Genomic DNA, 22,753 nt, shown 5'->3' with positions numbered 1-22,753 from the left:
GAGGGGATTGTACCCGATGGGAAAGGCTTAGGCGAAGTAGGCTACGCCGCTCTCAAAGATCGGCATGAACTTGTCGCCGGGGACATGCTCGGGCACGTTGCGGTACAGGTTGTCGCCGCGACGCTCGGCATGGCCCATCTTGCCCAGGACGCGGCCGTCGGGGCTCGTGATGCCCTCGATGGCGAGTGCGGAGCCGTTAGGGTTGACGGAAAGGTCCATGCTGGGCTTGCCGTCCTCGCCCACGTACTGCGTGGCGACCTGGCCGTTGGCGATCAGCTGGGCGAGCACCTCGTCGTTGGCGACAAAGCGGCCCTCGCCGTGGCTGATGGCGACGGTGTAGGGGTCGTCGAGGCTGCACTGCGACAGCCACGGGGACAGGTTGGACGAGATGCGGGTGCGCACCAGGCGGCTCTGATGGCGACCGATGGTGTTGAACGTCAGCGTGGGCGCATCGGGCGTGGCGTCGACGATGTCGCCGTAGGGTACCAGGCCGAGCTTGATCAGGGCCTGGAAGCCGTTGCAGATGCCCAGCATCAGGCCGTCGCGGGCCTTGAGCAGGTCGCGAACTGCCTCGGTGACCTCGGGAGCGCGGAAGAACGCCGTGATGAACTTGGCGGAGCCGTCGGGCTCGTCGCCGCCCGAGAAGCCGCCGGGGATCATGACGATCTGGCTTTGGCGGATGCGACGGGCAAGCTCGTGGGTGCTTTCGGCAACAGCCTCGGGCGTGAGGTTGTTGATCACGAAGGTGTCGGCCTCGGCGCCGGCGGCGCGGAAGGCGCGGGCGCTGTCGTACTCGCAGTTGTTGCCGGGGAACACCGGGATAATCACGCGCGGGCGGGCGATTTTGGCGCCGCCGTACACGTGGATATCCTTGGTGCGATAGTCGATGGTCTCGACCTCGGGCTGCTCGCCGGTGCTGCGGTAGGCAAAGACACCTTCGATGCCGCTCTCCCAGGCCTCTTGGAGCTCGGAGAGCTCGATGACCTCGGAGCCGGTGTCGATGACATAGCCCTCGACGGTGGTGCCCAGGGGCTCGACGACAACGCCGTCGGCGACCTCGGGCAGCTCGGCGTCATCGGCGAGCTCGACGATAAAGCTGCCGTAGAGCGGGGTGAAGAAGCTCTCCACGTCCACATCCTCGGCAAGCTCGATACCGATCTGGTTGCCGACGCACATCTTAAAGAGGCTCTCGGCGCCGCAGCCGTAGCCGGGCGTGGAGATGGCCAGGGCGTTGCCGGTAGCAGTGAGCGCCTCGACGGCGTCAAATGCGGCGAGCAGCTGCTGGGCATCGGGACGGTAGTCCTCGCCGTAGGTGGCGGGGGCGATGCGGACGACGCGGTGCGTCAGACCCTTGAACTCAGGGGAGACAGCGCGCGCCGCGCGGCCCACGGCCACAGCGAAGCTGATCAGGGTCGGCGGAACGTTGAGCTCGCCGGCCTCGTCCTCAAAGGAGCCGCTCATGGAGTCCTTGCCGCCGATGGCGCCGGCACCCAGATCGACCTGGGCCATAAGGGCACCCAGGACGGCTGCCATGGGCTTGCCCCAACGCTCGGCCTCGGTGCGCAGGCGCTCGAAGTACTCCTGGAAGGAGAGGTAGGCGCGCTTGTGCTCAAAGCCGGCGGCAACGAGCTTGGCGATGGACTCGACTACGGACAGGTAGGCGCCCGCAAACTGGTCGGCCTCCATCAGGTAGGGGTTGAAGCCCCATGCCATAGCGCTCGCCGTGGTGGTCTCGCCGTCCACGGGGAACTTGGCGACCATGGCAGAGCTCGGAGTGAGCTGCGTCTTGCCGCCAAAGGGCATGAGCACGGTCGCGGCGCCGATGGTGGAGTCGAAGCGCTCGGAAAGGCCCTTGTTGGAGGCGACGTTGAGGTCGGTGACAAGCGAGGTCATGCGCTCGGCAAGCGTGGTGCCGGCCCAGCTGGGCTGCCACACGCTACGGGCGCAGACGTGGGCGACCTGGTGCTTGGGCGCACCGTTGGAGTTGAGGAACTCGCGGGACAGGTCGACGATGGCGACGCCGTTCCAGGCCATGCGCATGCGCGGCTCGGCGGTAACCTCGGCGATGACGGTCGCCTCCAGGTTCTCCTCGGCGGCGTAGCCCATGAACTCATCGACGTCACCATCGGCGACGGCGCAGGCCATGCGCTCCTGGGACTCGGAGATGGCGAGCTCAGTGCCGTCAAGACCGTCGTACTTCTTGGTCACGGTGTCCAGGTCCACGTACAGGCCGTCGGCAAGCTCGCCCACGGCGACCGAGACGCCGCCAGCGCCAAAGTCATTGCAGCGCTTGATCAGACGGCAGGCGTCGCCGCGGCGGAACAGGCGCTGCAGCTTGCGCTCGACCGGGGCGTTGCCCTTCTGGACCTCGGCACCCGAGGTCTCGATGGACTCGGTGTTCTGGGTCTTGGAAGAGCCGGTAGCGCCACCGATGCCATCACGGCCAGTGCGGCCGCCCAGCAGGATGATCTTGTCGGTGGGGGCGGGGCACTCGCGACGCACGTGGTTTGCCGGGGTGGCGCCCACGACGGCGCCGACCTCCATACGCTTGGCGACGTAGCCGGGGTGATAGAGTTCGTTGACCTGACCGGTGGCAAGGCCGATCTGGTTGCCGTAGCTGGAGTAGCCGGCGGCAGCAGTGGTCACGAGCTTACGCTGCGGCAGCTTGCCCTCGAGCGTCTCGGACACGGGGACGGTGGGGTCGCCGGCGCCGGTGACACGCATGGCCTGGTACACGTAGCTGCGGCCCGACAGCGGGTCGCGGATGGCACCGCCCACGCAGGTGGCGGCACCACCGAAGGGCTCGATCTCGGTCGGGTGGTTGTGGGTCTCGTTCTTAAAGAGGAACAGCCAGTCCTGGTCCTCGCCGTCGACATCGACCTTCACCTTGACGGTGCAGGCGTTGATCTCCTCGGACTCGTCGACATCGGTCATGACGCCGGTCTTCTTGAGGTACTTGGCGCCGATGGTGCCCATGTCCATGAGGCAGACGGGCTTGGTGTCGCGACCGAGTTCGTGGCGCATCTCCATGTAGCGGTCGAAGGCCTGCTGCACCACGGCGTCGTCGATCGTCACGTCGTCCAGGACGGTGCCGAAGGTGGTGTGGCGGCAGTGATCAGACCAGTAGGTGTCGATCACGCGGATCTCGGTGATGGTGGGGTCGCGATCCTCATCGCGGAAGTACTGCTGGCAGAAGGCGATGTCCGCCTCGTCCATGGCAAGGCCGCGCTCGGAAATAAAGGCGGCAAGGCCGGCTTCGTCGAGCTCGCGGAAACCGTCGAGCACCTCGACGGGCTGGGGCTCGGGGGTCTCCATGTACAGCGTCTCGGGCAGGTCGAGCGAGGCGATGCGCGCCTCGACGGGGTTCACCACGTAGTGCTTGATGGCATCGATGGCGGCCTCGTCCAGAGCGCCCGAGATCATATAGACCTTGGCGGAGCGCACAGCGGGGCGCTCGCCCTGGCTGATGAGCTGCACGCACTCGCTGGCGGAGTCGGCGCGCTGGTCAAACTGGCCAGGCAGGAATTCGACGGCAAAGACGGCGCCATCGCTTGCGGGGAGCTCGTCGTAGGTCACATCGACCTGGGGCTCGCTAAAGACGGTCGGCACGCAGGACCGGAAAAGCTCCTTGTCGATGCCCTCGACGTCGTAGCGGTTGATAATCCTCAGGGCCTCGATGCCCTTGATGCCGAGAATTTCGGTCAGCTCGCCCTTGAGCTGCTGAGCCTCGACGTCGAACCCGGGTTTCTTCTCCACGTAGATACGAGAGACCATTGGTTCCTGCCTTCCTGATCGGTTGGGCGTACGGTACGGTATGCGGCAGCGGTCGGTTTGCGGGGTCTGCCCTGCGGTCGCCTTGAGCCACATGTTTGTAAACCTCACTATGATACGACAGCTCGCGGCGCGTTGAGGACGGCGAGGGTGCTACAGTGAAGCGCAAACAAGAGAAAGGCATCACATGGCATTCGTTTCGCTCGCCATCATCGCACTCGTGGCCTTTGCGAGTCCTTTTATCGCCTCGGCGATTCCCGGAAAACCCGTTCCCGAGACGGTCTTTTTGCTCGTGCTCGGCGCGGTACTGGGACCCCATATGCTCGGCGTCATCCATGTAGATGCTGAGGTCTCGCTGGTGTCCGAGCTGGGCCTGGCCTTTTTGTTCCTGCTTGCCGGCTTTGAGATCGACCCCAAGAGCATCACGGGCGTCGAGGGGCGCTACGGCTTGGCGACGTGGGTCGTCACGTTTGGTATCGCCTGGCTTGCCGTGCGCTTTACCCCGTGGTTCTCAGTCAGTCATTTCGACGGTATCGCCGTGACGCTTGCCCTCACTTCGACGGCGCTCGGTACGCTTGTGCCCATCATGCGTGAGCGCTCGCTCACCGGCACGCGCGTGGGCGACTCGATTCTCGCGTATGGCACTTGGGGCGAGCTCGGTCCCGTGCTCGCCATGTCGGTGCTGTTGTCTGCCCGCACTGGCATCCAAACGCTCGTTATCCTTGGCTTGTTTGCGGTGGTTTGCGTGTTGCTGGCCGTGGTCCCGAGCCGCTCCAAGCGCGTCGGCAGCCGCTTCTTTGCATTTGTTGAGGAGCGCGCCGATACCACGTCGCAGACCTTCGTGCGCCTGACGGTGCTCATCCTGGTCACGCTCGTGGCATTCTCGGCTGTCTTTGATCTCGACATCGTGTTGGGTTCTTTTGCCGCTGGCTTTGTCCTGCGCTATATCATCCCCGAGGGCAACCATACGCTCGAGACCAAGCTCGACGGTCTGGCCTACGGTTTTTTGATTCCGGTGTTCTTTACCGTGTCGGGCGCAAAGATCGACCTGACGGCCGTGGCGTCGCGCCCGGGCTTGCTCGCGGGCTTTATCGTGGCGTTGTTGATTATTCGTGCCGTGCCCATTCTTATTTCCATGAGCATTTGTCCTGCGACGCGCGATGTGTCGGCGTATGGTCGCATTACCGTGGCCCTGTACTGCACCACGGCGCTGCCGATCATCGTTGCCGTTACGAGCGTTGCCGTCAACGCGGGCGCGCTGTCGCAAGATATTGCGTCGGTCATGGTTGCCGCCGGTGCCATCACGGTGTTCTTGATGCCATTGCTCGCGCAGCTCTTCTACCGCGTGGTGGATGCCGCACCGGTCGCCGCCGTGGCAGAGGTTGCCGAGCATCCATCCGATGCGCTCGACATCTTGCGCGCCCACCACGACCTAGCGAGCTTGCTCGCGCGCGAGCATGAGCTGCTGACCTCGCATGGCCATGGTCGCGTATTCGAGGGCCTGCCTACGCTCGATACGATTGCCGAGCGTCTTTCCGCCGAGGCGGCGAGCGGCCACATCGATGCCCGCATCGTGGACGCGGCGCACCTGCTTGCCGATAAGACCTATGGAGACGAGGTCGACCCGTCCGAGCTGACTCCGCGCGAGCGTCGCCGCCTGGAGCGCGCCAAGCTCGCCGTGCGCGAATACCGCCGCCGCATGCTGGAGCTCTACGCGCGCGATGAAGCCCAGGACGACGACGGCAAGTAGCCAACGCCGCCGCGGAAAATGCATCCCGGAGTTGGCGTCCAGAGTGGGACGCGCTTTCCGCGAGAGGCCCGTTGTGGAAAGCGTGTCCCAGAATCCGCGCCCAGAATGGGACATAGTTTCCGAAAAAGGCCCTGAGGGAAGTTTCGCCCCGTTCTGAGCTGAAATACCGGGACGCAGGTTCCCCTATAAACAGAACAAGGCGCGCTGCCTGCGGTTGATGCAGGCAGCGCGCCTTTTGCGTTAAGCTCCGTTGAGGTTTGAAGTCGTGGCTTGCGACCTTTAGGAGCGGGCGGCTCCGTCGACGGGGAGGATGGCGCCCGTGACGTAGGAGGACATGTCGCTCGCCAGGAAAACAAAGGCGTTGGCGACATCCTCGGGCTCGCCCATGCGTCCCAGCGGAATGGTGGCGATGATGGGCTTAATAACCTCTTCGGGCAGGTTGGCGACCATATCGGTCTTGGTTACGCCAGGCGCGACGGCATTGACGCGAATACCCATGGGGGCGAGCTCGCGCGAGAGCGACTGGACCATGCCGTTGACGGCAAACTTGGACGTAGGATAGCCGACGCCGGAGGGCTGGCCATACTTGGCGACCATTGAACTCGTGGTGGTGATGGTGCCGCCGTGGCCGGCCTCGGCCATGATCTTGGCGGCAGCCTGGTGACCATTAAAGACGGCGACGACATTGAGGTCCATGACCTTTGCAAACTCTTCTGCCGTGTAATCCAAAAGGGGCGAGCGCTGGGAGATGCCGGCATTGTTGACGACCGTGTCAAGGCCGCCCATGTCGGCTGCAGCTTGGGTAAAGGCCTCGGTCACGGCCTCGAGCGAGGTGAGGTCGCAGGAGCGGCCCCAGACCTTGGCCTCGGGATAGGCGGCTACTAGCTTCTCAACGGCCGCGTCGGCAGTCTCCTGGCGCGAGCCAAAGACGGTGACGGCAGCGCCTTCCTCGATAAAACGGCAGGCGATGGCATAGCCGATACCGCGCGTGCCTCCGGTGATGATTGCTTTCTTGCCCTCGAGCAACATGGTGCTTCCTCTCATCGCGGGCGGACATTCGCAGCACAGCGTAGCGGTAGCCGGAATCGGCCGCGTTTGCATATCGGTGAACGGTAGCCCGCGTTACCGATGAGCGGCTCGCGCAAATATGCCCTACCGTTGTGCTTGGGGCAGGTGACAAAAGGACTCCCGTCCCACATAGGACGGGAGCCCTCCCGAGGCACGTATTGTTAAGCGGGTGTTGGACTAGTTGGCCATGACGCCTTCGGTCCAAGCCTCGACGTCCTCGATGCGCAGGACGTTGGCGACCTCGGCCACGCAGTCGACGCTGGCAAGCTCGGCGGCGGCAGCCTGGACGTCCTTCTCGAGCGCGCGGTGCGTCAGGAAGATGACCGAGCAGGCATCGCTGACGCCCGACTTGCCGTCCTCGACCTGGTTGATGAGCGAGATCGAGATGTTGTGCTTGGCAAAGATGTCGACCGTCTCGGACAGGGCGCCCACGCGGTCGGCGACCTTCAGGCGCACATAGTACTTGGTCTGGAGCTCGTCCATGGGCTTAAAGGCGAGGTTGTGACCATAGGGCTCAATCTCGGGCAGCGGAGCCACGCCGCGACTGATCTGCTCGGAGAGCGACAGGATATCGCCCACGACGGCACTCGCGGTGGGGAAGGAGCCTGCGCCGGCACCGTAGAACATGGTTTCGCCCACGGCGTCGCCTACCACGTAGACAGCGTTCATGGCGCCGTTGACCTTGGCGAGCATATGGTCTGCCGGGATGAGCGTGGGATGCACGCGGACGTCGACGCCGGCGTCGGTGTTGCGTGCGATGCCCAGCAGCTTAATGGTGTAGCCGAGCTCGCGGGCCTGGGCGATGTCCTCGGCGCCGATGGTACGGATACCCTGCTGGTACACATCGTCGGTGGTAACGCGGGTGCCAAAGCCGATGGAGGCGAGGATCGCCGTCTTGCTGGCGGCGTCGAAGCCGTCGACGTCGGCGGACGGGTCGGCCTCGGCATAGCCCTTGGCCTGCGCGTCGGCAAGCACGTCGGCGTAATCGGCGCCCTCGGCGTCCATGCGCGACAGGATATAGTTGGTGGTACCGTTGAGAATGCCGGCGATGGTCAGGATCTTGTTGCCCACCAGGTCGTGCTCGAGCGTGCTGACAATGGGGATGCCACCGCCGCAGCTGGCCTCGCACTTAATCTGCACGCCGCACGCGCGCGCCTTCTCGGCGAGCGTCTCGACATGACGGCCCAGCAGGGCCTTGTTGGCAGAGACGACATGCTTGCCGTTCTCGAAGGCGGTAGTGAAGATTTCGGTCGCGGGGTGCTCGCCGCCGATGAGCTCGACGACGATATCGACGGCGGGGTCGGTGACGACGTCGTGCCAGTCGCTCGTAAAGGCCTCGCGCTCAATACCGGCGGCTTCGGCCTGCTCCCAGGCAAGCGCGCAGGCGCGGGTCAGCTTAAGGTCGATGCCGTAGGCGGCCAGGTACTCATCGTGGTGGCTCTTGATCAAACGGGCCACGCCGCCGCCGACGGTTCCCAGACCGATCAGACCGACGTTCACGGTGCGCAGGGGTTCGCTCATAGATAGCTCCTTCGTGCATCTTGTGGATGGATTAACTGCTTATAGGTTGAGTGCATTCTAGCGTGAAGTGCGGGCGCGTGCTTGCCAGGCAGCTGGAGCTGTGCAAAACGCTACCCCCGAAACGCTGCGGAAATATTGGAAACACACTCGCTACAAACGAACTTCCGTAACAAACTGTCAACGTTTGCGCCATAAGGTTTGCCCTGTACCGCAAGACGGCCGCACCGCGGCCAGCGAAAAGGGGGACACCATGTTTAGCATCAACAACGTACTTAACCGCAGGAGTTTCTTGGCTGGCGCCGCGGCGCTCGGCAGCACCGCCGCACTCGCTGGTTGTTCGTCGGGTGGCTCGGACGGCGGCTCCGCCGATGACGGCAAGACCTTCAAGATCGGTGTCATCGGCCCTCTGACCGGTGCCGCGGCAACCTATGGCGTTTCGGCCGAGAAGGGTGCCAAGCTCGCCGCCAAGGATTTCTCGACCAAGGACCTCAAGCTCTCGCTTAAGTCCGAGGATGACGTCGCTGACGGCGAGAAGGCCATCAACGCCTTCAATACCCTGTGCGACTGGGGCATGCAGGCGCTCGTCGGCCCCGTCACGACCGGTGCCGCCGTCGCTGTCTCGGGCGAGATTGCCGACGATATGCTCATGGTCACGCCCTCTGCTTCGTCCCTCGACGTCACCAAGGACAAGACCACGGTTTTCCAGGTTTGCTTTACCGACCCCACCATGGGCGCGAGTGCTGCCAAGTTTTTGGCCGAGAAGTATGCAGACGCCAAGATCGCCCTGTTCTACAACTCCGGCGATACGTATAGCTCGGGCGTTGCCGACGCTTTTGCCGAGCAGGCCAAGGCATCCAAGCTCGACATCGTCGATACCGAGACCTTTAAGGACGACTCTTCCACGAGCTTTACCAACCAGCTCACCAAGGCCAAGGAGGCCGGCGCCACGCTTATCTTTGCGCCGATCTACTACACGCCGGCGTCCGTTTTGCTCAAGAACGCCAAGGACATGGGCTACGACATGACCCTCATGGGCACCGACGGCATGGACGGTCTGCTCTCCGTTGAGGGCTTCGATACCTCTCTTGCCGAGGGCGTGCTGCTCATGACCCCGTTCTCTGCCGACGATGAGAAGAACGCCGACTTCGTCAAGGCCTATAAGGACGCCTACGACGAGACGCCCAACCAGTTCGCCGCCGATGCCTATGACTGCGTCCATGCGATTGTCGAGGCTATCGATAAGGCAGACATCGACATTACGGCCGACGGCGCCGACATTGCCGGCGATCTTGCCAAGGCCATGCGCAAGATCAAGATCGAGGGTCTGACGGGCGAGCTCACGTGGAACGACGAGGGCCAAGTCGAGAAGCCCGCTACAGCCTATGTGATCCAGGACGGCAAGTACATCGCCGCCTAAGTGCGCATAAAGCGCTACCGGTGAGGCCGTTTTAATCAGGGCGGGGACGCTTGTAACAGAATGGAAACATTACTTTCACACAATAAAGTGGCTAAACTGCATAAACCAATAGAAATACGCATAATTATGGATAAACGGACAAAACAAAAGAAAAGTTGAAATAATCGCCACTTTTCTCAACTAAAGCGTCTACTATTTTGCGAACGCCGAACACGGCGAAGGATGGCCTGTTGGGTAACCGAAACCCGACGAGATTTGAGAGGAGAGCCGCATGTCGAGCCTCACCGGTAAGTCATTGAACCCTGTTATGAATCGCAGGAGCGTTATCGCGAGCGCAGCAGGTCTGGGGGCGATGTCCATTCTAGCTGGCTGCTCCTCCAACGGCGGCGACAGCGGTTCCGCTTCGGGCGACGCTTCGTTTAAGATCGGCACCATCGGCCCGCTGACCGGTGCCGCCGCGTCTTACGGCAAGTCCGTTACCCAGGGCGTCGAGCTTGGCTGCAAGGACTTCTCCACCAAGGAGCTGCCGCTTGCCAGCAAGGCCGAGGATGATCAGGCCGATGGCGAGAAGGCCGTCAACGCCTTCAACACCCTGCTCGACTGGGGCATGCAGGCCCTCGTCGGCCCAACCACCACGGGTGCGTCGGTTGCCGTTGCCGCCGAGTGCGGAAACGACCCCAAGACGTTCATGATCACTCCGTCCGCGTCCTCCGAGGACGTCACTGACGGCAAGGATTGCGTCTTCCAGGTTTGCTTCACCGATCCCAACCAGGGCGTCAACGCTGCCAAGTTCCTGGCGCAGAAGTATGCGGACGAGAAGTTCGTGCTGTTCTATAACTCCGGCGACGCTTATTCTTCGGGTGTCGCGGATGCCTTTAAGGCCCAGGCCGCTGAGTCCAAGCTCGAGGTTGTCGACGAGGAGACCTTTAAGGACGACTCCGCCACGAGCTTTACCAACCAGCTGACCAAGGCCAAGCAGGCCGGCGCCACCATGATCTTTGCACCAATCTACTACACGCCGGCGTCCGTCCTGCTCAAGAACGCCAAGGACATGGGCTACGACGTCAAGATGATGGGCTGCGACGGCATGGACGGCATCCTGGGCGTTGAGGGCTTCGACACTTCTCTTGCCGAGGGCCTGCTGCTCATGACCCCGTTCTCCGCCGACGACGAGAAGAACGCCGACTTCGTCAACGCTTACAAGGATAAGTACGGCGATACCCCCGACCAGTTTGCCGCCGACGCCTACGATGGCGTGCACGCGGTGGCCGAGGCCCTCAAGGAGGCCGGTCTTGGTGTCGACGCCGACCCGACCGAGGTCGCCGAGAAGCTGCCCAAGGCTATGCTCAAGATTACCGTTGACGGTCTGACCGGCAAGCTCACCTGGAACGATAAGGGCCAGGTCCAGAAGGACCCCACGGCGTACGTCATCACCGACGGCAAGTACGTACAGGCCTAATAAGCCGCCTTACATAGAGCGGTTTTGATCCCAAGCAGGGGAGGTTTGGCCTTCCCTGCTTGCTTGGTATCTAGGGACAGTGTAACGTCCCTGTTTCATACATTAACTGGAAACCTATTCGAAAGGGGGATGTGGAACATGACGGTCTTTATCCAATACCTGGTCAACGGCCTGTCCATGGGCAGCGTCTACGCCATCATCGCGTTGGGCTACACCATGGTCTACGGTATCGCCAAGATGCTGAACTTCGCTCACGGCGACGTTATCATGGTCGGTGCCTATGTCTCGTTCTGTGCCACGTCGTATCTCGGCCTCCCGGGCTGGGCATCTGTAATTCTCTCTTGTGTGGTCTGCACCGTTCTCGGTGTTCTCATCGAGGGTCTGGCATACAAGCCGCTGCGTCAGGCGGGCCCGCTGGCCGTTCTGATCACGGCCATCGGCGTGTCTTACTTCCTGCAGAACGCCGCGCAGCTTCTGTGGGGCGCCACGCCCAAGAACTTCACTTCGCTCGTCACCTTCCAGGTGCCGGAGTTCTTGGCCAAGTTCAATGTAAGCGCCGTTTCGCTCGTCACCATCGTCGCCTGCCTGGTTATCATGGCCGGTCTGATGTTCTTTACAGGTAAGACCAAGATGGGCAAGGCCATGCGCGCCGTGTCCGAGGACAAGGCAGCCGCTCAGCTCATGGGCATCAACGTCAACCGTACCATCTCGATGACGTTTGCCATCGGCTCCGCCCTTGCCGCCATCGCCGGTGTGCTCCTGTGCTCCTACTCGCCGGTCCTGCAACCCACCACGGGCGCCATGCCTGGCATCAAGGCCTTCGACGCCGCCGTCTTCGGCGGTATCGGCTCCATCCCCGGTGCCTTTGTCGGTGGCATTCTCATCGGCATCATCGAGGCGATGGCACAGGCTTACATTTCCACGAGCCTTGCCAACTCCATCGTCTTTGGTGTTTTGATCATCGTCCTGCTCGTCAAGCCTGCCGGCCTCTTGGGCAAGTACGTCCCCGAGAAGGTGTAGGTGAGCGTTATGAAGTTTCTTAAAGACAAGCAGACGCGTCACGACTTTGTTACGTACGCCATGTGCCTTGTGGCGTTCGCCATCGTGTTCTTTATGCAGTCCAACCATATGATTCCGCGCATGATCGCCGGTCAGCTGGTTCCCATCACGGCCTATATCGTCATGGCCATCTCCCTTAACCTCGTCGTCGGCATCGCGGGCGACTTGTCGCTGGGCCACGCGGGCTTTATGAGCGTCGGCGCCTATACGGGCATCGTTACCGCGGTCGCGCTGGAGAGCGCCGTTCCCTCCGATCCGGTGCGCCTTATCATCAGCATCGTGGTCGGTGCCATCGCTGCCGCCATCCTGGGCTTCTTGATCGGCATCCCGGTCCTTCGCCTGAGCGGCGATTACCTGGCTATCGTGACGCTGGCCTTTGGCGAGATCATCAAAGAGATCGTCACCTGCCTTATCGTGGGCGTCGACTCCCGCGGCCTGCATGTGATCTTTAACATCACAGGTAACTCCACGATCGACGACCTGCACCTGCTCGAGGACGGCACCGCCATCATCAAGGGCGCGCAGGGCGCATCGGGCGTGTCGACGTACTCGACCTTCCTCGCCGGTGCCATCCTGGTCATGGTCGCACTCGTGATCGTGCTCAACCTGGTTCGCAGCCGTACCGGCCGTGCCATTATGGCCGTGCGCGACAACAAGATCGCTGCCGAGTCCGTGGGCATCTCCGTCACCGAGTACCGCATGATCGCCTTCGTGGTTTCCGCCGCTCTCGCCGGCGCTGCCGGAGCCCTCTTCGGCGGTAACTTCTCGCAGCTTTCCGCCACCAAGTTCGACTTCAACACGTCCATCCTCATCCTGGTGTTCGTGGTCCTGGGCGGTCTGGGCAATATGCGCGGCTCCGTCATCGCGGCGGCGTTGCTCACGGTGCTTCCCGAGCTGCTCCGTCAGTTCTCGGACTACCGCATGCTCATCTACGCCATCGTGCTGATTCTGGTCATGATCTTTACCAACAACCCGCAGCTCAAGTCGTTCTTCGCACGCATTAAGGACCGCTTTGCTTCCAAGAAGGAGGTGGCAGCCGATGCCCAGTAAGTTTGAGTTCAACAAGGGCAAGATGGTCCCGTATCCTTCTGGCGCCATCGTTCCCGACCGCGACCTGGGCCAGCGCCCGGCGCTCGAGTGCATCCACTTGGGCATTGAATTTGGCGGCCTTAAGGCAGTCGACGACTTTAGCCTGACCATCGGTAAGACCGAGATCGCCGGTCTGATCGGTCCCAACGGTGCCGGTAAGACCACGGTCTTCAACCTGCTCACCAAGGTGTACCAGCCCACGCACGGTACTATCCTGCTCGACGGCGAGGACACCTCGGGCAAGTCGGTCTATCAGGTCAACCGTATGGGTATCGCCCGTACGTTCCAGAACATTCGCCTGTTCAACACCATGACGGTGGAGGACAACGTTAAGGTCGGCCTGCACAACCAGGAACGCTACTCTGGTTTTGAGGGCGTGCTGCGTCTGCCGACGTACTGGAAGCACGAGAAGGCCGCCCACGAGCGCGCCATGGAGCTGCTGTCCATCTTTGATATGGAGCACCTGGCAAACGAGCAGGCCGGCTCGCTGCCTTACGGCGCCCAGCGTCGTCTGGAGATCGTCCGCGCGCTTGCCACCAACCCCAAACTGCTGCTGCTCGACGAGCCTGCCGCCGGCATGAACCCGTCCGAGACCGCGGAGCTCATGGAGAACATCGTCAAGATCCGCGACACCTTTGGCATCGCCATTATGCTTATCGAGCATGATATGTCGCTCGTCATGAACATCTGCGAGGGCATCTGCGTGCTCAACTTTGGTAAGGTCATCGCCAAGGGCACGGCCGAGGAGATCCAGAACAACGATGCCGTAATTGAGGCATATCTGGGCAAGCAGGATAAGGGGGAGAACTAAATGGCAGAGCCGATGCTTTCCGTCTACAACATCAACGTCTGGTACGGCGCTATCCACGCCATCAAGGACATCTCCTTTAACGTCAACGAGGGCGAGATCGTGGCCCTGATCGGCGCGAACGGCGCCGGTAAGTCCACGACGCTTAAAACCGTCTCGGGCCTGCTGCGTTCCAAGACCGGCTCCATCAAGTTTATGGGCGAGGACATTACCCATACGCCTGCCGATAAACTGGTGGGCAAGGGCCTGGCCCAGGTTCCCGAGGGCCGTCGCGCCTTTTTGCAGATGACGGTCGAGGAGAACCTGGAGATGGGCGCCTACACGCAGCCCAAGTCCACGGTGGCTCCGGGCCTTGAGCGCGTCTACGAGCAGTTCCCGCGCCTTAAGGAGCGCCGTCGCCAGGTCGCCGGCACCCTTTCGGGCGGCGAACAGCAGATGCTCGTTATGGGGCGCGCCCTTATGAGCAACCCCAAGCTGCTCATGCTCGATGAGCCTTCCATGGGTCTGGCGCCGATTCTGATTGAGCAGATCTTCCAGATTGTCGAGGACCTGCACAAGGCCGGTACCACGGTGCTTCTGGTCGAGCAGAACGCCCAGATGGCGCTTTCAATCGCCACGCGCGGCTACGTGCTCGAGACCGGCAAGATCACCATGACCGGCACCGGCCAAGAGCTCCTGCACGACGACAACGTCCGCAAGGCTTACCTGGGCGGCTAGGGACTTCCGCCGTTCTGCCGAACGGCGGACCGGCCGACGCTGCGCGGGCGCCCTGATCGACGTGCCGAAGCTCCTCACCCTTGGGGCTATGCCGCGGTACGAGGCCAGGTGGTCATGGTCCGGGAACCTCGCGATGTCGAATGACACCGCGAGGTTCGCCGCCGTCCTCGGCGGCCTCGACCCCCGAGTGGGCGATCCCCACGCGCTAACGCCTGCAAACAAGGGGATTGCCAAGACGCCGCCGGGCACCTCCGTCATAGACGTGGAAGTGCGGCCGCGCTGAAGCACTGCGCGGTGTCTGCTCGCTTATGTGCGCATCACGAAGGAAGACCAGATCGGTGAGCGGGATTGGCCCGAAGTCGAGAGATTCCCATCAGCCTCTCGTCGGTCGATGACCGGTTCACCACGCAGGAAGAGCGTGACGGAAGGTCTCGCAAAAAGGCTCCGAGCGCGGCGTGCTCATGCCCGTCGTGGTGCGCCCGAAGGGGGGGGACGGCTGCTACGAGCTCGATCATTTGCGAGGAGAAGACGAACCAGTCGTTGCAGATCCAATATGGATCTCGCCGACCTCGGCAAGCTGCTCGATGAGTGGAAGCCCTGTCGGGTCGTCTATTTCAACACCACCCAGAATGATGGTGTCATCGCGCAGGTCGATCTGCGTGTTGAGCACAGCGAGGTTAAAGCCGGAGGCCACAAATCCGATAGCAGCCAGGACGAGCCCCGTGGCAACAAGCCCACCCGCTACGGCAAGGTAAATCCTTTTTACGCTGGACATGTTTGCACTCCTTCCTATGCCGTGAGCGGCGCCGCTTCGGCGCCCATGCGGCTCTTATTGCCTCGATCTTTCCAGAAGGGCGAAACGGCTTTCTTCGCCCAAAGGGCAGAGAGGCGCGCGATCTGCTTGGACGCCGTCCAGGCGCCGGCTCCCGTGAGGAGCGCCACACCGATGGAAGCGAATCCCATTCCCATCGAGGCCAAAACGTACGGAACATGCCCGATAATGATGCCGTCCACGGCGAACAGGAGCCCTACCAGGCCCGCGCCCCCGAATGCCGCGGCCACGATCCACACGCAGAGCGCAAGAACCCAAATACAGATGTAGACTGCAGCGGCAACGGCGACGAACGCGAGCAGCAGCGGAATCCATACCGGAGAGCCCACGATGGCGAGCGCCCATAGAAGTGCCGTGCTCTTGCGCTTGGTCCTCGCGATCGCGCGCGGCACGGCGGGCAGTTCGTCGAGCGTTGCCTCGGCGACCTCACCGGGCGTGCCCATGGCGGCCACAGCCTCGGCCTCCGTCATGCCGTCCTCCATACGGTCGGCGATGGCCTCCGCGTAGAACTCCTGCGTTTCCTTTACCTGATCTGCCGGCAGGCAGGCCAGAAGCTCGCCCAGCCGGTTCAAGAACTCATCGCGCGTCATGGTGCGCCCCCTCCACGTAACGGTAGATCTCCTGCACGGATGGCCATTCGGCGAGGAACTCGGCGATACGCTCGCGCCCGGCGTCCGTGATGCGGTAGTACCTCCGCAGCCGCCCGTTGTGCTCGGCGGAGCGCGCGGTGATGCAGCCCGCCTTCTCCAGGCGCTTGAGCAACGGATAGAGCGTGGATTCCGTGAGCCCCATACTCGCGGGCACGTCCTTCACGATCTGATAGCCGTAGGATTCCTCGCCCGAGACGGCCGCGAGCACGCAGGCCTCGAGGAAGCCGCGCTTCATCTGTGCCTCCATCCGCACACCTCCTTTCGTAGTATACTGTGTAACACCTACTATATGAAACATAGTATATGATGTCAACAGTTGTCGTATAGGGAGTCCGGTCTGTCTGTCCCCTGCGGGTACTCATTGGGGACGTACTTAAATGAGTACCCATCGCTCAAGGTGGCACCTGGGGACGTTCCTTATGTGCCGGCACTTTGGGACACTCCTTGTCAAGGTTTTGTTCCATCGTGCGGGTTGCTGTTTAACGTGCGACAATGCCGTGTGGAAATCGAAATGTCTCCTGGGGGCTATCTATGCTGTACGAGTTTTGTGCCGAGAACTTTGAGCGAGTGCCGGCGGCCATCGAGGCCGGTGCGGGGCGCATTGAGCTGTGCGACAACCTCGCCGTCGGTGGCACCACGCCTTCCGCCGGCGTTATCAGCGCTACGGTCAGCTATGCTCACGAGCATGACGCGCGAGTGATGTGCATGATTCGCCCGCGTGGCGGTGACTTTCACTACAACCAGGACGAGCTGCGCATGATGGAGATGGACTTGGGTCTTGCCGTGAGCGCCGGCGTTGACGGCCTGGTCTTTGGCTGCTGCAAGCCCTGTGCCGGCGGCTGGGCGCTCGACGAGCTCACCCTCGGCGCCCTCGTGATGGCTACGGGCTGCGCGACCGAGGAGTGCAAGCGCGGGGCCATCGATATCACCTTCCACATGGCCTTTGACCAGCTTTCGCTCGAGGCTCAGCTCGATGCCATTGACACACTCGCCGACTGCGGCATCACGCGCATCCTGACGCATGGTGGTGCTGCTGGAACGCCGATCGAGGACAACCTGGAGTACCTGTCGCGTCTTGTCGAGTATGCGGGCGACCGCCTGACCATCCTTCCCGGCGGCGGCATTTCTACGGCCAACCGCGATACCGTGGCGGCGGCATTGAGCGTCTCCGAGCTCCATGGCACCAAGATCGTGCAGTTGGAGGTATAACCCGTGGCGCTGGTATTTGACGTTCAGCAGGCGAACGGTAAGCCCGACGATAATCGTCGCCCTGGCACCGCGTGCCCCTTTTGCGACACGGAGGGGCTCGCCAACATCATCGAGCGCGATGGTGACTGCATCTGGCTCGAGAATAAGTTCAAGACCTTGCGGGCCACCCGTCAGACCGTATTGATCGAGTCGGCCAATCACGACGCCGACCTGGCGACCTATGAACCGGATGAGCTGCATCATGTGATGCGGTTTGCCCTGGGCTGTTGGCAGCAGATGATCGATTCCCAACAGTACCTCAGCGTGCTCATGTACAAGAACAAAGGCCCGCTTTCGGGCGGCAGCCTCGTCCATCCTCACATGCAGATTGTGGGTTTGGAGCAGGAAGACGGCTATGCTTCGCTGACTTCCGCCAATTTCGAAGGCATCAATGTCTGGCGGCAGGGGAGAATCTCGGTCAACATCTCAACCGAGCCGATCATGGGATTCTTTGAGGTCAACGTCTCGGCTCCACAGGGAATCGCCGCCAGCGACGACGCCCGCGACCAAGCCGAAGCGGACCTGTTTGCCGATGCGATTCAGGTGGCCCTGCGCTATATCCTGCACGAACACCACGGCGGTCGCGCGGAGTCGTACAACTTGTTCTTCTACCACATGGACGGCCGGACCATTGCCAAGGCGTTGCCACGTTGGGTGGTATCGCCCTACTTCGTGGGCTATCGTCTGGCCCAGGTTAATGCCGAGACCACGCTCTATATCGATGCTGAGCGCCTACGCGCGCATCTGGAAACGCTCGTATAGCAAGGCGAGCGCCTGCGAAAAGTGTGCTGCCTAGCGTGCCATCGCGTCGCGCCCAGCCTTGACCCGCTTGCGCTGCTTGGCGCGCTCCTCGCCGGTCAGTCGCTCAAAGAGATGTCCGATAACCGAGGCGAGCACCTGCTGAAACAGCGTTCCGCACATGACGGGAAACACGACCTCGCCGGGAAAATACTGCGTGGCGATGACGGCGCCCGAAGAGATATTGCGCATGCCGCAGGTAAAGCACATGGTGGTCGTCTCGCTATACGGCAGGTGCAACGCGCGGGCGACCAGAATGCCGACGACAAAGCCGCTGATGGCGAAGGTCAAAATAAAGAGGGCAACTTCCAGGCGCACCGCATTCATGTGTAGCACGTACTCGCTCATGGCGGTGGAGTTGGAGGCGATGACACCCATCATCATAAACTTGCAGGCGGGCGAAAGCGCGGGGGAGAGTTTCTCGTGTCCCCATCCGCGCGTGAACTCGTTGATCACGATGCCGAGCACGGCGGGGATGGCGATCATAAAGGCCATGTTCTGCATCATGCCCGTAACATCGATTGCAACGGTGGCACCCAGCAGGAGCTTAAGCGTGAGCGGAATCGTGACGGGCGAGATGACCGAGGACGTCAGGATGATGGTGAGCGCGAGCGGGCCGTTGCCGCCGAACATACTGATCCACATAAAGGCGGTGACTGCCACGGGTACGCTGTACTCGAGCACGATGCCGCAGACAAGGTTGGGGTTGGAGCCAAAGAATAACGATCCCATGGCATAGGCTGCGATAGGGATAAGCACCGCCGAGACGAGTAACGCCAAGACCAGGTGCAGCGGACGGCGGAACACCTCGGTTACCTGGTGAAAGGTGTTGCTGAGCGCACCCTGAAACGTCATAAAGGCAAACAGGGTGGGAACGATGGGCTTGAGTACGCCAATCTGTTGGGGAAAGAGCACGCCGAGCGCCACGCAAATCGGAACGATGACCTGCATGTGCCCCGCGAGAAACTTGCCCAGTCCAACCCATTGCTTCATATGCGCTTGTGACTCCCTTTGCCCGTGAATCCGTTTTGAATGGATATGCTAGACGCTCGCATGCGTCCGTGCGTCAGAAACGCTCGAATATTTCGAGGCTATTACCGGCATCGTTTACCGAAACCGCGGCGTGCTGCGGCGATTTGCGTCTGCTCTGCACGGTATAATAAATCCGTTCAACAGATCTGCCTGCCGAAGCGGGCATACACAGAGGACTCATCGCTATGAACCGTGAGAGGTATCGCGGCGACCTGCCCCTATCGGGGGTGGGCGCCTATGTCATCGCTTAAGACGACGCATCGCTGGGCGGTCGCTCGGCAAAACCCCGAGCTCGAAAAGGAGCTTTCGGCTGGCTTGGGCATACCCGGGCTGGTGGCGCGCATTATGGTCGCGCACGGCATTACATCCATCGAAGAAGGCCAACTGTTTTTGACGCCTTCGCTCGATCGCGACTGGGCGGACCCGCTCGTTATTCCGGGCATGGCGGTCGTCGCCGACCGCGTTGAGCGTGCTATTCACAGCCACGAGCGCATCGCCGTCTTTGGCGATTTTGACGTCGACGGCATTACGTCGACTTGTCTGTTGACCGAGGCGCTACGTTCGTTTGGCGCCAACGTCACGCCGTTTATCCCGCATCGCTTTGACGAGGGCTACGGCCTGTCGCGTGCGGCGCTCGACCGCGTCAACGAGCTCGCCCAACCCAACCTGATTGTGACCGTCGATAACGGTATTGCCGCCAAGGAAGAGGTTTCCTATCTGGAGAGCCTGGGGATCGATTTGGTGGTCACGGACCATCACGAGCCCTCCGACCAGGTGCCGCAGGGCGTGCCCTTGACCGACCCCAAGCTCGAGGACGAGGGTCCCTCGCGTGAGCTTGCCGGTGCCGGCGTGGCACTCAAGCTGGTGCAGGTTCTGGGCGAGCGTTTGGGCAAGCCGTCGTATTGGCGTTCGCTGATAGAGGTCGCGGCGCTGGGCACCGTGTCCGACATGATGCCGCTCACGCCCGAGAACCGCGCGTTGGTCGCCGAGGGCATCCAGCAGATGCGCGTGACGGCTCGTCCCGGCTACATCGCGCTGGCAGCGCTCGCCAAGGCCGACCTCTCTAGCATTACGGCCGATGGCCTGTCGTTTTCGCTCATTCCCCGCTTGAACGCCGCCGGTCGCATGGCCGATCCCAAGCTGGCGCTCGACCTGCTGCTTGCCCGCGATCCTATCGAGGCAAGCGCGCTGGCGGCCGAGCTCGAGGAGATCAACCGTCAGCGCCGCGAGATCGAAGCGGAGCTCACACGCGACGCCATGGCAAAGGTCGAGGAGACTTATGATGGCGGTCGCGCAATCGTCGTGGGTGGCGAGGGCTGGCACGAGGGCGTCAAGGGTATCGTAGCGAGCCGTCTGACCAACCGTTATCACGTGCCGGCGCTGCTCTTTTCGATCGAGGACGGCGTTGCACGCGGATCGGGCCGCTCGGTGGGCAAGGTCAACCTGTTCGATGCCGTAGAGCGCTGCTCGGATCTGCTGATTCGCCGCGGCGGGCATGCGGGTGCGGTGGGCGTGACCATCGAGGCGTCCAAGCTCGACGAGTTCCGTCGTCGCCTTTCGGCCGTGCTATCGGAGCTTCCCGCCGATGACTTTGAGGACACTGACGAGGTTGCCGCCACCGTTGACCTCTCCGAGCTAAATATCGAGACTATCGAGCAGATTTCTCGTCTTGAGCCGTTTGGCCAGGGCAATAAGGTGCCGCTGTTGGCGGCCGAGGGCGTGACGATGTGCGATCGCGCCGTGGTGGGCAAAACCGGCGAGCACATGCGCTTTGTGGCGACTGATGGCGCCGCGAGTGTGCCGGCCATCATGTTCCGCGTGCCGCAGATCGATAGGCTCATCAATTGCGACAGCGCCGTCGACTTGGTATTCGAGGCCGTGGCCGAGCATTGGCAGGGACGCGTGAAGCCCAAGCTCATGATCAAGGATGTCTTGGTGCGTGATACCACGGCGCCCAATATCGACGATCCGGCGTGCGAGCTTCGTCGCGGCGTGCAACCGGCGGACTTAGGCCCGCGCCTGGAGTCGCGTAAACGCGAGACGCTCGCCCAGCTTTCTTATACCGAGCTCACGCGCTCGCTTATCCATAGCTTTATCGGCTCGAACCAGCCACATCGCGCGCAGGTCGAGGCACTCGACGCGCTCGCCGACCACCAGAGCGTTTTGGCCGTTATGGGGACGGGACGTGGTAAGTCTCTGATTTTCCACGTGCACGCCGCACGCGAGGCGGTCCTTCGCGGTCGCGCGAGCATCTTTGTCTATCCGCTGCGCGCGCTCGTTGCCGACCAGGCCTATCATCTTTCATCGACGATGGCTGCGCTCGGCATTGGCGTGGGCGTGTTGACCGGCGAGACCGTGGAGGCAGCGCGCGATGACGTGTTTGCCGGCCTGGCTTCGGGCCGCACCGGCATCGTGCTCACGACGCCGGAGTTCCTGTCTATTCACCGAGACCGCTTTGCTCGCTCGGGTCGTATCGGGTTTGTCGTTATCGACGAGGCGCATCATGCCGGTCTTGCCAAGGGCGGCGACCGTAGCGCATACCTCGACATGCCCGACATCCTCAAGGCCCTGGGCGATCCGGTCGTTATGGCGGCGACGGCCACCGCGACGGCTCCGGTCGTGGCGGAGCTTGCCCGCGTGTTGCCGATTACCCGTACGGTGGTCGACGAGACCGTGCGCGAGAACTTGCGGCTCGAGGACGACCGCGATCTTGCGAGCCGCGAAAACCGCCTGGTGTCCATCGTCGCGACGGGGGAGAAGACCGTCATCTACGTTAACTCGCGTGATCAGTCCGTGGTGCTTGCCAAGACGCTACGCAAACGCGTTCCCGACTACGCGTCGCATATCGCCTTTTACAACGCGGGCCTTACGCGCACCGACCGCCATCGCGTAGAGGAGGCGTTTCGTGACGGATGCCTCAGCTGCATCGTCTCGACCTCTGCCTTTGGCGAGGGCGTCAACCTTCCCGATATTCGCCATGTCGTGCTCTACCACATGCCGTTTGGCGCGATTGAGTTTAACCAGATGAGCGGCCGCGCCGGTCGCGATGGCCAGCCCGCCGTGATCCACCTGCTCTATTCGTCGCGCGACGCCCGCATTAACGAGCGCCTACTCGACTGCTATGCGCCCGAGCGCGACGAGCTCGTCACGCTCTATCGCGCGCTGCAAACCATGTGGCGCTCCAACCGCGGCAAGACCGGGGACGATTCCTTTAGCGCGAGCGATATCGACATCGCGCAGATGTGCCTTGCCATCGATGCTCGCACGCCGGTCGACGAGCGCTCGGTGGAGAGTGGCCTGGGAATCTTCGAAGAGCTTGGTTTCTGTCGCGTTTCGGGGTTTGACGACACCCGTCGCATCGCGATGGCCGAAAACCCCGGCCGTGTGCAATTGAGCAGGTCAATTCGCTATTTGGAGGGGTTGCGTTCGCGCATGGAGTTCTCGGCTTTCCGGAGTTGGGCGCTCGATTCGTGCGCTTCTGATATGCTAGCCAAAGTTAACCGCCCGATCGTACCGCGGGCCTAGGGGAAGGGG

General features: G+C 62.1%; 18 protein-coding genes. 10 read left to right on the top strand and 8 right to left on the bottom strand.

Annotation, left to right across the window (positions count from 1 at the left end; translation table 11 throughout):
- Positions 1 to 27: 27 nt before the first annotated feature.
- Positions 28 to 3,774: a phosphoribosylformylglycinamidine synthase gene (locus DXD16_RS03885; RefSeq protein ID WP_117655184.1), complete on the bottom strand. Its 3,747-nt coding sequence runs from the start codon at positions 3,772 to 3,774 to the stop codon at positions 28 to 30.
- A 184-nt stretch (positions 3,775 to 3,958) separates the two neighbouring features.
- Between DXD16_RS03885 and DXD16_RS03880 the strand changes: the two genes are divergently transcribed.
- Positions 3,959 to 5,521: a cation:proton antiporter gene (locus DXD16_RS03880; RefSeq protein WP_117655183.1), complete on the top strand. Its 1,563-nt coding sequence runs from the start codon at positions 3,959 to 3,961 to the stop codon at positions 5,519 to 5,521.
- A gap of 279 nt (positions 5,522 to 5,800) precedes the next feature.
- Here the strand turns inward: DXD16_RS03880 and DXD16_RS03875 are convergent, their stop codons facing one another.
- Complete coding sequence (locus DXD16_RS03875; protein WP_117655182.1) at positions 5,801 to 6,550, bottom strand: SDR family NAD(P)-dependent oxidoreductase; 750 nt, start codon at positions 6,548 to 6,550, stop codon at positions 5,801 to 5,803.
- A gap of 216 nt (positions 6,551 to 6,766) precedes the next feature.
- Entirely contained in the window at positions 6,767 to 8,110 is a 1,344-nt protein-coding gene (locus tag DXD16_RS03870) for a homoserine dehydrogenase (protein ID WP_117655181.1), read from the bottom strand.
- Positions 8,111 to 8,360: 250 nt separating this feature from the next.
- Here DXD16_RS03870 and DXD16_RS03865 point away from each other — a divergent pair, with 250 nt between their 5' ends.
- The 6 genes from DXD16_RS03865 (at position 8,361) to DXD16_RS03840 (ending at position 14,659) form a co-directional block, all read left to right on the top strand.
- A complete protein-coding gene (locus tag DXD16_RS03865) occupies positions 8,361 to 9,527 on the top strand; it encodes an ABC transporter substrate-binding protein (RefSeq protein WP_117655180.1) in 1,167 nt (388 codons plus the stop codon).
- 271 nt (positions 9,528 to 9,798) lie between these two features.
- Entirely contained in the window at positions 9,799 to 10,986 is a 1,188-nt protein-coding gene (locus tag DXD16_RS03860) for an ABC transporter substrate-binding protein (protein WP_055250634.1), read from the top strand.
- A gap of 138 nt (positions 10,987 to 11,124) precedes the next feature.
- Positions 11,125 to 12,006 (top strand): branched-chain amino acid ABC transporter permease, encoded by an 882-nt coding sequence (locus tag DXD16_RS03855; protein WP_117582912.1) that lies wholly within the window; start codon positions 11,125 to 11,127, stop codon positions 12,004 to 12,006.
- Between the two features lie 9 nt (positions 12,007 to 12,015).
- Entirely contained in the window at positions 12,016 to 13,095 is a 1,080-nt protein-coding gene (locus DXD16_RS03850) for a branched-chain amino acid ABC transporter permease (RefSeq protein ID WP_117655179.1), read from the top strand.
- On the top strand, positions 13,085 to 13,945 hold the full coding sequence (locus DXD16_RS03845) for an ABC transporter ATP-binding protein (RefSeq protein ID WP_089573307.1): 861 nt from the start codon (positions 13,085 to 13,087) through the stop codon (positions 13,943 to 13,945). The genes DXD16_RS03850 and DXD16_RS03845 overlap by 11 nt, the downstream gene beginning before the upstream one ends.
- 12 nt (positions 13,946 to 13,957) lie before the next feature.
- Complete coding sequence (locus DXD16_RS03840; RefSeq protein ID WP_035137222.1) at positions 13,958 to 14,659, top strand: ABC transporter ATP-binding protein; 702 nt, start codon at positions 13,958 to 13,960, stop codon at positions 14,657 to 14,659.
- On the opposite strand, the gene DXD16_RS03835 is transcribed toward DXD16_RS03840, so the two are convergent.
- The 4 genes from DXD16_RS03835 to DXD16_RS03820 form a co-directional block, all read right to left on the bottom strand.
- Positions 14,549 to 14,917, bottom strand: a complete 369-nt coding sequence (locus tag DXD16_RS03835; RefSeq protein WP_147326445.1) for a transposase — start codon at positions 14,915 to 14,917, stop codon at positions 14,549 to 14,551. The two genes, DXD16_RS03840 and DXD16_RS03835, sit on opposite strands and share 111 nt — an antisense overlap.
- Before the next feature lie 253 nt (positions 14,918 to 15,170).
- A complete protein-coding gene (locus DXD16_RS03830; RefSeq protein WP_089573305.1) occupies positions 15,171 to 15,434 on the bottom strand; it encodes a hypothetical protein in 264 nt (87 codons plus the stop codon).
- 14 nt (positions 15,435 to 15,448) lie between these two features.
- Positions 15,449 to 16,081: a DUF1700 domain-containing protein gene (locus DXD16_RS03825; RefSeq protein WP_117655177.1), complete on the bottom strand. Its 633-nt coding sequence runs from the start codon at positions 16,079 to 16,081 to the stop codon at positions 15,449 to 15,451.
- A complete protein-coding gene (locus DXD16_RS03820; protein ID WP_187362357.1) occupies positions 16,068 to 16,388 on the bottom strand; it encodes a PadR family transcriptional regulator in 321 nt (106 codons plus the stop codon). Before DXD16_RS03820 ends, DXD16_RS03825 begins: the two co-directional genes overlap by 14 nt.
- Before the next feature lie 284 nt (positions 16,389 to 16,672).
- Between DXD16_RS03820 and DXD16_RS03815 the strand changes: the two genes are divergently transcribed.
- Together DXD16_RS03815 and DXD16_RS03810 are read left to right on the top strand one after the other, a co-directional pair.
- Positions 16,673 to 17,350 (top strand): copper homeostasis protein CutC, encoded by a 678-nt coding sequence (locus tag DXD16_RS03815; RefSeq protein WP_117655176.1) that lies wholly within the window; start codon positions 16,673 to 16,675, stop codon positions 17,348 to 17,350.
- Positions 17,351 to 17,353: 3 nt separating this feature from the next.
- Entirely contained in the window at positions 17,354 to 18,151 is a 798-nt protein-coding gene (locus DXD16_RS03810) for a DUF4931 domain-containing protein (RefSeq protein ID WP_117655175.1), read from the top strand.
- A 30-nt stretch (positions 18,152 to 18,181) separates the two neighbouring features.
- Here DXD16_RS03810 and DXD16_RS03805 read toward each other — a convergent pair whose 3' ends face one another.
- A complete protein-coding gene (locus DXD16_RS03805) occupies positions 18,182 to 19,180 on the bottom strand; it encodes a bile acid:sodium symporter family protein (protein ID WP_117640564.1) in 999 nt (332 codons plus the stop codon).
- A gap of 276 nt (positions 19,181 to 19,456) precedes the next feature.
- Between DXD16_RS03805 and recJ the strand changes: the two genes are divergently transcribed.
- Complete coding sequence (gene recJ, locus DXD16_RS03800; protein WP_117655174.1) at positions 19,457 to 22,744, top strand: single-stranded-DNA-specific exonuclease RecJ; 3,288 nt, start codon at positions 19,457 to 19,459, stop codon at positions 22,742 to 22,744.
- Positions 22,745 to 22,753 lie beyond the last annotated feature (9 nt).

Source organism: Collinsella sp. TF11-5AC (genome assembly GCF_003436775.1).
GTDB lineage: Bacteria > Actinomycetota > Coriobacteriia > Coriobacteriales > Coriobacteriaceae > Collinsella.
This window is presented reverse-complemented; position numbering and strand designations above follow the sequence as displayed.

Coding starts and splice junctions, on each gene's coding strand:
- DXD16_RS03835 (WP_147326445.1), bottom strand. CDS start 14,917: ATGACGGAGGTGCCCGGCGGCGTCTTGGCAATCCCCTTGTTTGCAGGC.
- DXD16_RS03880 (WP_117655183.1), top strand. CDS start 3,959: ATGGCATTCGTTTCGCTCGCCATCATCGCACTCGTGGCCTTTGCGAGT.
- DXD16_RS03865 (WP_117655180.1), top strand. CDS start 8,361: ATGTTTAGCATCAACAACGTACTTAACCGCAGGAGTTTCTTGGCTGGC.
- DXD16_RS03805 (WP_117640564.1), bottom strand. CDS start 19,180: ATGAAGCAATGGGTTGGACTGGGCAAGTTTCTCGCGGGGCACATGCAG.
- DXD16_RS03820 (WP_187362357.1), bottom strand. CDS start 16,388: ATGGAGGCACAGATGAAGCGCGGCTTCCTCGAGGCCTGCGTGCTCGCG.
- DXD16_RS03885 (WP_117655184.1), bottom strand. CDS start 3,774: ATGGTCTCTCGTATCTACGTGGAGAAGAAACCCGGGTTCGACGTCGAG.
- DXD16_RS03875 (WP_117655182.1), bottom strand. CDS start 6,550: ATGTTGCTCGAGGGCAAGAAAGCAATCATCACCGGAGGCACGCGCGGT.
- DXD16_RS03860 (WP_055250634.1), top strand. CDS start 9,799: ATGTCGAGCCTCACCGGTAAGTCATTGAACCCTGTTATGAATCGCAGG.
- DXD16_RS03850 (WP_117655179.1), top strand. CDS start 12,016: ATGAAGTTTCTTAAAGACAAGCAGACGCGTCACGACTTTGTTACGTAC.
- DXD16_RS03830 (WP_089573305.1), bottom strand. CDS start 15,434: ATGTCCAGCGTAAAAAGGATTTACCTTGCCGTAGCGGGTGGGCTTGTT.
- DXD16_RS03840 (WP_035137222.1), top strand. CDS start 13,958: ATGCTTTCCGTCTACAACATCAACGTCTGGTACGGCGCTATCCACGCC.
- DXD16_RS03825 (WP_117655177.1), bottom strand. CDS start 16,081: ATGACGCGCGATGAGTTCTTGAACCGGCTGGGCGAGCTTCTGGCCTGC.
- DXD16_RS03815 (WP_117655176.1), top strand. CDS start 16,673: ATGCTGTACGAGTTTTGTGCCGAGAACTTTGAGCGAGTGCCGGCGGCC.
- DXD16_RS03870 (WP_117655181.1), bottom strand. CDS start 8,110: ATGAGCGAACCCCTGCGCACCGTGAACGTCGGTCTGATCGGTCTGGGA.
- DXD16_RS03845 (WP_089573307.1), top strand. CDS start 13,085: ATGCCCAGTAAGTTTGAGTTCAACAAGGGCAAGATGGTCCCGTATCCT.
- DXD16_RS03855 (WP_117582912.1), top strand. CDS start 11,125: ATGACGGTCTTTATCCAATACCTGGTCAACGGCCTGTCCATGGGCAGC.
- recJ (WP_117655174.1), top strand. CDS start 19,457: ATGTCATCGCTTAAGACGACGCATCGCTGGGCGGTCGCTCGGCAAAAC.